Raw genomic sequence first — 8,868 nt, forward strand, 5'->3', positions numbered from 1 at the left:
TTCCATCCTTACGGGAATGGCCTAAATATCCCCGGAGAAAAGAGTTTAAACGAGGGATGCGAGGGGATACGACCCAATAGGTCTTCTCCCAATTTATCAAAAAAAAAAAACAATACAAGCCTTTTATATCTTTCTTCTTTTATTTCTAAAAGAAGCAAAAGGTTATATTTCCTTTTTCTGACAGCAGAAAAAGGAACAAAAAGACTGCCGGCCGGTGCTCCTGAAATCCAGTTTTACGCGGCGCGTTTTACAACTCGCTTCGCTCAAACAAGTAAAAACATTTTTCCGCCTTGAGGCGTTTTATAAACAGGGCTAAGACCTGCAAAAACGGCAAAACGGACACGGCTCCGAGCCGCCCGTTGCGCTGGACGGCGGACAGGCCTATTTAATACGTTAAAAGCGGAAATTTGTGTGTAAACAACGGCCGGGCCGCCTTCTGGGATGAAAGCGGCCCGGTCCTATTATATCGTCCGGCAAACTATTTAATTTCGTAACGGGTGTAAGAGTCCGAATATCCCGTCATAGGAGAACCGTATCCCCGGCAAAAACGTACGCCGTCGGTATTACTGGTTAACGCGTAACAGTACATAGTAGCTAACGCTTTGACCTTGCGGTGCGGAAAACCCATAATCAAACCGTATTTTTTACCCTGACGGTCAAAGGTGATTTTTTGGTCTTCCTCCGCACGGATGGTACAAATAAAACCCTTCGGGCACTCATACTGAATATCCAACGCTTCCATATCGTTGGTATATTGTCCGTTTGCCATATAATATACTTCCTGTGCATCCCGCACGGTACGGGCCATGGTAATGGCGGCGGTCATCCGGCTTTTTTCCACCGCTTTTTCATACTGCGGAAGTGCCACTGCCGCCAAAATACCAATAATTAAAACGACCACCAACAGCTCTATAAGCGTAAATCCGAGGCTTTTTTGCACGGGACATATCCCCCTATTTATATAAGTTGATATTCCCAATTTATCAAAAAAAAAAAACAAATCAAGGCCTTCCAGGCCCTGGAGCTCTGGCCTTATCCAGGGCCTGGCAATATACGGTACTTTTAGATAGTTGGGAGAGAAACATTTGGGGATGTAAAAGTTTTCCGGGGACGGTTTTCTATGCGGGTACATCCGAGTAGTGAAGCCACACTATTTAAACAATATTGCCAAGCAACGTAAAATCTGCAAAGCCCCTTTTTCTGGTGCCGGAAAAGTACAAAACCGGCGGACAAGAAAACCTTGTCCGCCGGTTAAAACAAAAACGCGTCCGGGCCGTTATTTCAACGCTTCCAGCATCGCGGGAACGACATCGTACAAATCGCCCTCAATAGCATAATTGGCCACTTTCATAATCGGCGCTTCCGGGTCTTTATTGACGGCCACAATCACGTCCGAGCCGCTCATCCCGGCCATATGCTGAATCTGGCCCGAAATGCCGCAGGCAATGTACAGCTTCGGTTTTACCGTGCGGCCCGTTAAACCGATTTGGTAACGGTAATCAATCCAGCCGCTGTCCACCGGCGCGCGAGAAGCCGCCACCGCACCGCCCAGCCGGTCCGCCAGTTTGTGTAAGAGTTCAAAACCTTCCGCTTTGCCCACGCCGCGGCCGCCGGCCACGATGATTTCGGCTTCCGACAAATCCAGCCCGTCGCCCCGGCTTTTAATAAATTCCATAAATTTCGCCAGCGTGGTGTGCTTGGCCGGGTCAAACGCAAAATGCACCGTTTCGCCCGTTCGGCCCGCCTGAAGCGGCGCTTTTTCGTAAGACATCGGACGCAGCGAGCACATCTCCGGGCGCGTATGCGCGCAGGTAATGGTGGCCATCAAGTTGCCGCCGAACGTCGGGCGGGTGGCGTGGAGCTGGCCGTCTTCTTTATTAATCAGCACTTCGGTGGCGTCCGCCGTCAGGCCGGTGCCCACGAAAACAGCCGTTTTGGCCGAAAGCGAGCGGCCCAGGTTGGTGGCGGGCAGTAAAAATTTATTGGGCTTATAGGCCGCAACCATATCCGCGAGCACTTTGGCGTATACGTCGTCCAAATAGTTTTCAAGCGCGGCATCGTCGCAGATATACACTATGTCCGCGCCGCGTTCAAACAATTCCTTGGCGAATTGTTCCACCCGGTATCCCACGAGCACGGCGCAGAGTTTTTCCCCCAGCTCGTCGGCCAGTTTACGTCCGGCGGTTAAAAGTTCAAAGGCCGTGGGGCTTAACTTGCCGCGCTGGGCCTCGGCAAAAATCCAAACGTTTTTAAAATCTTTCATCGTCATATCCTTTAAATGTATTTGCAGTCTTTTAAGATTTTGACCAAATTGGCGGCTTTTTCCCTGCCGTTGGCGCCTTCCACCGCGACGGCGCACACTTCGCGCTTAGGTACGAAGGATTTTACCACGCGCGTGGGGCAGTTTTTAATGCCCAGCATGGTTTTGTCCGCACCGATGTCGTCCGCCGTCCACTTGGTTACTTCCGCACGTTTGGCGGCCATACGGCCTTTTACGCTGCGTACGCGCGGGCTGTTGATTTCTTTTACTACCGACAGCACGCACGGAAACGGCAGTTCCAGCACTTCGCTTCCGTCTTCGGTCAGGCGTTCCACCACGATGGATTTTTCTTTCACTTCCACCACTTTTTTAACAAACGCCGCGTTGGGCATTTTGAGCCAGGCGGAAATCTGCGGGCCGATGTGGCCGGTGTCGCTGTCGTTGGTTTGTTTGCCGCAGATAATCAAATCCACCGGGCGGATGGAGTTGATTTTTTCAATGCCTTTGGAAAGGGCATAGCTCGTGGACCACGTGTCCGAACCGGCAAAGGCCATATCGCCCAGCTGGTAGACGCTGTCCGCCCCGCGGGCGATACTGTCGCGCAGGACGGCTTCGGCCTGCGGCGGGCCCATCGTAATGACGGAGACGGCGCCGCCCGCCTGTTCTTTAAGCGTAACGGCTTCTTCCAGGGCGTATTCGTCAAAGGGGTTCATTGCGCTCGCGGCGCCGGAGCGGATTAAGCACCCGGTGGCGGGGTCAATTTTCACGTTGTCGGATTTGGGGGTCTGTTTAACACAGGCTACAATATGCATAAAAATTACTCCTCGTCGCCTTTTGCGGCGTATTCTTTAATAAGGGCCGTGATGATTTCGTTCTTTTGAATATGCACGGTGCCTTCGTAAATTTGGGTGATTTTGGCGTCGCGCATATATTTTTCCAGCGGAAAATCGCGCATATACGCCACGCCGCCGCACAGGGTTACGCACTCGTCGGCCACTTCCATCGCCACGTTGGAGCAGAACAGCTTGGCTTCGGCGCTGTATTTGGTCCAGCGCGCGCCTTTTAACTTTTTGAGCTCATCGTGCACGGTGGTGCCGTTCGCCAGCGCATTTTTGACGGCGGGTAAAAATTCCTCGTCCATCCGGTGCGTTAAGCTGTACACAAGCGCGCGGCCGGCCTCGGTCTTGGCCGCAAGTTCCGCCACTTTGTGCCCAAGCGCCTGGAAGGTGATAATCGGCTGGCCGAACTGTTTGCGCGTGCGCAGATAGGGGATGGTTTCATCCAGCGCGCCCTGCGCAATGCCTACGGCCTGCGCCGCCACGCCGGGGCGGGAATAGTCCAGCGTTTCCTGCAAATAGAGCAGGCCGCGGCCCTCGCTGCCCAGCAGGTTTTCTTTCGGTACGCGGACGTTTTCAAAAATCAGTTCATAGGTCGGGTTGGAGCGGATGCCCATTTTTTCTTCTTTTTTGCCGAAGGAAAAGCCGGGCGTGCCCTTTTCAATCACCAAAAGCGAAATGCCGCGCGCGCCGCGGGCCGGATTGGTGTTGACGGCTACGGTGTAGAAATCGGCTTCTTTGCCGGTGGAAATAAAGTGTTTGGTGCCGTTGACGACGTACTCGTCCCCGTCTTTAATGGCGGTGGTTTTTAAGGCGGTGGCGTCGGAGCCGGCTTCGGGCTCCGTGAGTGCAAACGCCCAGAGTTTTTTGCCGCTCGCCAAATCGGGGCACCAGCGTTCGCGCTGTTCTTTGGTGGCGGCCAAAAACATCGGAATCGCGCCCAGCGCGCTCGTGCCCGGGGTCAGCGCCAGGCCGGCGCATACGCGGGAGAGCTCTTCAAACGCCATGGCCAGGCAGGTAATCCCCCCGCCCAGGCCGCCGTACTCTTCGGGCAGCCACAGGCCCATAATGCCGGATTTGCGGTATTCTTCCAGCATCTGCCGGGAAAAGGTTTCCTTTGCGTCCATTTCGGCGCGCAGCGGTTTCAGTTTTTTCTGGGCGAGTTCCCGCGTAGTGTTGAGAACTTCCTGCTCCAGCTCGTTGATAGCGTAGTCCATTATCTCTCTCCCTGATGAAATTTTTTGAAGGGTTTGCGGCGTCTGAAAAAACGTCTTTTTCCGCCGTTTTTCTTGGTGGGCGGCACCAGGCTTCTGTACAGCCGTTCCTGCTTTTTAACCATGGTAGAAGCCGTAAATTCCGAAAAATCGCGGTGGTCAATGGCGGTTTCAAAGCGTTCGCGCAAAGACGCGTGGCGCAGCAGCACTTTTAATTTGTCGGCAAACGTGTTGATATCGTTGGGCGCCACCAAAAAGCCCGTTTTGTTATTCGTGATGACTTCGCCGATACCGTCCACATCGTAGCAGACGGCGGGCACGCGCATGCTCATGGCTTCCAAAAGGGACATCGGCAGCCCTTCCCTAAGCGATACGCTGGCGTACACGTCGCTGATGGCCAGAAGTTCCAGCGCGTCGCTTCTCCAGCCGGGGAACAGCACCTGTTTTTCAATGCCCAGATTTTTCGCCAGGTTGCAAGCCGTTTCTTTCAGCGGCCCTTCACCCGTAAAAATAAAGTACACGTTTTTCATTTGGCTGAGCACTTTGTAGGCGGCCAGCACGAAATGAATCGGGTTTTTAAGCGGTTTAAAGTTTGCCAGCGCCAGCACCACTTTGGCGTTGGCCGGAATTTTTAAAGAAGCTTTTTTGGCCGCGGGATCAAACTTTAACGGCAGGATGGGGCTGAAGTTTACGCCCGCGCGGATCAGTTCGCTGCGCACCCCTTTGCCAATACCCAGCTGCTTGGCTTCGGCGGCGTTTCGGCGGGAAACAAACACCAGTACGTCGGTGAACTTGGCGCAGAATTTTTCCACCGCCACAAAAAATTTAAACTGCCTGGCCCCGTGTTCTTTGGCAAAACCGAGCCCGTGGAACGTATGCACCACTTTGGCTTTGCGCCAGAAAAGACGCGCCGCCAAACGCCCCAGCACGCCCGCTTTGGGCGCGTTGGTATGCACGATGTCCGGCTTTACGCGGCGCAGAACACGGCCCATCTGGATAACAGCCGCCAAATCGTGAAACACGTATTTGGGGCGGATGTCGTGGCGCAGGGCGGAAATGAAAAAGACGTTTTTCGTGTCGTTTTTCACTTTTCCGTCCAGCCGGCCGCCGGGTCCGGCGGCTAAATAGCCTTCAAACTGCTGTTTGTTTAAGGTTTTTAACGTCATCAGCACGCTGGCCTGCGCACCGCCCTGGTCCATCCGCGTGATGAAATACAGAATTTTGGTTTTTTCCATTTAGTTGATTGTCCCTGTCGTAGTATTCAGGATGCGGGCTTCGGGAAAGTAATACTTGATGATCGCCATATAGTCCGCCCCCTCTTTAGCCAAACCGTCCGCGCCGTGCAGGCAAAGCCCGTAACCGAGCCCCGTGTCATAACCGCGCACCAAGACGCTTTTGATGTTTTTCCCTTTATACAGCGGAACCACGTCAAACAGGTTGGAGCGCATTGTGCCCGCGCTTAAAATAAACGCGACCTCCTGCGGGGTTTTGGCTTCGTACGAGCCTTTGCTGCCCTCAAAACGCATGGACAAAACGCGGCCTTTAGGCGTAAACGACGTAGGCGTAACGGCGCGCAGTTTGCCGATGTTGTGTTTGTGGGCGATACGGTTTTCTATCTCTTTTCCGTCGTAAATATACATCCATTTAATGCCGGACCAGCGGGTCGGGTCCTGCGGGCGGGAATACAAATCCGCCGGCGGGTTGGACAGGATATACTTGCTTACGTTGGCGGGCGAGAAGACATAGCCCGGTTTGTCCGCGGTGTTTTCCAGCGCGTCGGCCGCGAGGACTCCGCAGTCGGCATATGCGCCGGCCTGGGCCTCGGTCAGACGGATTTTGCCGGATTCTTTGGACGCGTCCAAAAGCGTTTTAAAAATCAGGTTAATACCTTTGAATTTAAAGTGTTCGTCGTTATCGGTAATATGGTACGGCTCGCCCTGACGGTCGGCCGCCGCCTGCAAAAGAGCGGAGCGGAACACCACGGCCAGCGCTTCCAGCGCGGCCTCGTGCGTGATATCCTGCACCTGGGTGGCTAACAGGGCGGGGATTAAATCTTCGGCGTATACTTCGTTGATAAGTTTTATTCCGGCGGGCGTCGGCACCACCAGGAGCGAGCCTTTGAGCTCTTTGTCGCTTAAATCGGCCGCAAAGATATTGGACGTGCGCGCATTTTTAACCAGCAGGGTTTTGTTGGGGTTTTCCACCGTAACGGTAAACGGACGCTTGGCCGAAAATTCCACGTGCCCTTTGGCGTTTTTAAAGTCCACGCCGCCCGTTTCGGGGTTGAACTCCACCGTTTTTTCCACATACGAGGAAGAACGCAGCACGGAGCCCAGCTTTTCGTCCGTTACGGCCATGGTGCCGGACGGCATTAAGGAAAAAGACTGCAGTTCCTGCGGCACCTGTTCGCGGTTGGCGTAAAGCGCCATTTTCACTTTTTCGGACGGAGTGGAAACCATTTCGTGCACGATGGGCTGTTCCAGGCGCAGGTAAAATAGGTAGTCAATGCTTTTATCGCCCATTTCTTTGGAATACTTGGCTATTTTCTTGGCGAGTTTTTCGTTCTCCGGGTCCAAGCTGTAGAGGGTGGCATAATACTGCCAGGCGCGGAGTTTGTTTTTTTCTTTTTCGGAAAGTTTGGCAAAAAGTTCCACCGCAGCGTAGTTTTTCTCGTCGTGCGACAGGGCCTGCTGTAAAAACACCGGCGCCAGCTTGCGCGAGGGTTTCATTTCCGAGGCAATGCGCCCCAGCATATACGACACGAACGAAATGGAATAGGGATTGGACGTATAGAGGTACTGCAGTTCCGTGGCGGCTTCTTCTTTTTTGCCGTTAAAATACCACGCAAGCGCGGTGCCCAGCTTGGCGGAGGAAACGTATTCAAAATCCGCCGTCAAATACAATAAATCCTGGAAGGCTTTGCGCGCTTTTTTATACTTCCCGGCGGACAGCAGCAGCCAGCCGCGCGTGAGTTCGGCAAACGGGTCGTCGGGATTTAATTCGCAGGCGCGGTCTATATATTTTAAAGACTGCTTCACCAGCCCCCGCTGCAAAGACATAACCGCCAGCTCCAAATTGGCCGCGGCGGCGATTTGCTTATCCGGAGAATTTTCAAAGGTTTTAAAAGAAAAATAGCATTCGTCCGTTTCTCCCGCCGCACATTTTTTGGCCACGGCCGAGATATCGGCCGGCAGGTAATAATCCAGCACACTGCGGTGCAAAACGGTTTCGTTTAATTTGCTGTCCACCCGCGTGGCGGCCAGCGCGGATTTGCTGACGGTTTTGGCGGCATCTTCCCCCGCCGGCTGAAGATTGGCCGGCCGCGCGGCAGACGCGGGCGCGCTTACCGCGGCCGGGGCCGAAACGGCGGCTTGCGGCGCAAAAAAGGCCGCGGCAAAAAAAGCGGGCAAAAGGAAGCATTTTCTCATATACAAATTATACCAAATTGGGCCGTTAAACAAGAGAAAAGAACATCCAGCCGCATACGCATAAAACACCCCGAGTTCCTTAGCGCCTCGGGGTGTAATATAATTTATTTACCAATTGTTTTTCTCATATTGAAGCTTACAGGTATGAATAAGTTTAATATAACATACAGTATCCCACTCTCTTCCATGTTGCTGTTGCACACAACCCGCCCAAGATTCACATATCTCTCCTTCAACGGAACAAGCCTTATATTGAGGACAACTATAAGCTCTATCGCCTGCTGCAGATGAACCGACTCGTTCATTACTTGTAAACTCCCATTTACCTGATGTTAAGTAGCAATCCGTATCCGTCTTCAGAGCGGAAGGGCAGCACTCGCTTTTATGCGATACTTTATAATCATAATCGGAACAATCTTTTTCTTCTTCAACTTCCCCTTCTTCCGGCGTGCCGCATACCAGATACACTTCTTCCGCTTTCTTGAGTTTTACCTTCTGCCAAGATACCTGCGGCGCACCAGAGGCACCCGTTGCCGCGCACGACGGGAACTTTTCCCCTCCCGTACGCATATGCGACGCAAACAACTTGAGTTCGTCCACCGTCATATCCGTAGCTTCCAGGCTATAGCCGTTGTTTAACGTACCGATACGCAGGTTTGCAGAGAAATCTATATTCGCCTCTCCAGAACCGCTTCCTAAAGTTATATTCGTGCTCTTTACAGCCGCCGCCGTGTTTAAATCCAGCTTTCCCCGGTTCAAATTAACTGTTGTGGCCTGTAACGGGCGAATACCCAAAGCTCCAGACTCTGAACAGCCCAGATTCATTTCACAGGCGGATGTTAAGCCTATGTCTAATTGTTTACTGGCGTTAATCTTGCTGTATGCCACATACGGCACCGGAAAGTACGTTACCATTTTGATTTTGTTTTCTGAGAATGCCAATAATGGTACACATAACAAAGATAAGGCAATAAAAATACGTTTCATAGAAACTCCTTCCATCCTTGCGGGAATGGCCTAAATATCCCCGGAGAAAAGAGTTTAAGCGAGGTATGCGAGGGGATACGACCCAATCGGTCTTTCCCCAATTTATCAAAAAAAAAAAACAATACAAGCCTTTTATATCTTTC

The 8,868-nt window shown here is 52.5% G+C and carries 8 protein-coding genes; 1 reads left to right on the plus strand and 7 read right to left on the minus strand.

What is annotated here, in order from left to right; translation table 11 throughout:
• Nucleotides 1-294, plus strand: a 294-nt coding sequence (locus ACQY36_RS07450; protein ID WP_428078626.1) for a hypothetical protein, incomplete at its 5' end; no start/stop codon positions are given.
• Nucleotides 295-478: 184 nt separating this feature from the next.
• Here the strand turns inward: ACQY36_RS07450 and ACQY36_RS07455 are convergent.
• From ACQY36_RS07455 to ACQY36_RS07485, 7 genes are all read right to left on the minus strand, one after another.
• Nucleotides 479-940, minus strand: a complete 462-nt coding sequence (locus ACQY36_RS07455; protein WP_428078628.1) for a type IV pilin protein — start codon at nt 938-940, stop codon at nt 479-481.
• A 336-nt stretch (nt 941-1,276) separates the two neighbouring features.
• Nucleotides 1,277-2,269, minus strand: coding sequence for an electron transfer flavoprotein subunit alpha/FixB family protein (locus ACQY36_RS07460; protein WP_428078630.1), 993 nt, complete (start codon nt 2,267-2,269; stop codon nt 1,277-1,279).
• Between the two features lie 5 nt (nt 2,270-2,274).
• Nucleotides 2,275-3,072, minus strand: a complete 798-nt coding sequence (locus tag ACQY36_RS07465) for an electron transfer flavoprotein subunit beta/FixA family protein (RefSeq protein WP_428055755.1) — start codon at nt 3,070-3,072, stop codon at nt 2,275-2,277.
• Nucleotides 3,073-3,077: 5 nt separating this feature from the next.
• Nucleotides 3,078-4,313 (minus strand): acyl-CoA dehydrogenase family protein, encoded by a 1,236-nt coding sequence (locus ACQY36_RS07470; protein ID WP_428055753.1) that lies wholly within the window; start codon nt 4,311-4,313, stop codon nt 3,078-3,080.
• Complete coding sequence (locus tag ACQY36_RS07475) at nt 4,313-5,545, minus strand: glycosyltransferase family 4 protein (RefSeq protein ID WP_428055751.1); 1,233 nt, start codon at nt 5,543-5,545, stop codon at nt 4,313-4,315. Before ACQY36_RS07475 ends, ACQY36_RS07470 begins: the two co-directional genes overlap by 1 nt.
• On the minus strand, nt 5,546-7,738 hold the full coding sequence (locus tag ACQY36_RS07480) for a tetratricopeptide repeat protein (protein WP_428078632.1): 2,193 nt from the start codon (nt 7,736-7,738) through the stop codon (nt 5,546-5,548).
• A 108-nt stretch (nt 7,739-7,846) separates the two neighbouring features.
• Entirely contained in the window at nt 7,847-8,725 is an 879-nt protein-coding gene (locus ACQY36_RS07485) for a hypothetical protein (protein ID WP_428078634.1), read from the minus strand.
• Nucleotides 8,726-8,868: the final 143 nt, after the last annotated feature.

This window comes from Candidatus Avelusimicrobium alvi (assembly GCF_958451995.1).
In the GTDB taxonomy this organism is placed as follows: Bacteria; Elusimicrobiota; Elusimicrobia; order Elusimicrobiales; family Elusimicrobiaceae; genus Avelusimicrobium; species Avelusimicrobium alvi.

Coding starts and splice junctions, on each gene's coding strand:
- ACQY36_RS07470 (WP_428055753.1), bottom strand. CDS start 4,313: ATGGACTACGCTATCAACGAGCTGGAGCAGGAAGTTCTCAACACTACG.
- ACQY36_RS07480 (WP_428078632.1), bottom strand. CDS start 7,738: ATGAGAAAATGCTTCCTTTTGCCCGCTTTTTTTGCCGCGGCCTTTTTT.
- ACQY36_RS07465 (WP_428055755.1), bottom strand. CDS start 3,072: ATGCATATTGTAGCCTGTGTTAAACAGACCCCCAAATCCGACAACGTG.
- ACQY36_RS07485 (WP_428078634.1), bottom strand. CDS start 8,725: ATGAAACGTATTTTTATTGCCTTATCTTTGTTATGTGTACCATTATTG.
- ACQY36_RS07475 (WP_428055751.1), bottom strand. CDS start 5,545: ATGGAAAAAACCAAAATTCTGTATTTCATCACGCGGATGGACCAGGGC.
- ACQY36_RS07460 (WP_428078630.1), bottom strand. CDS start 2,269: ATGACGATGAAAGATTTTAAAAACGTTTGGATTTTTGCCGAGGCCCAG.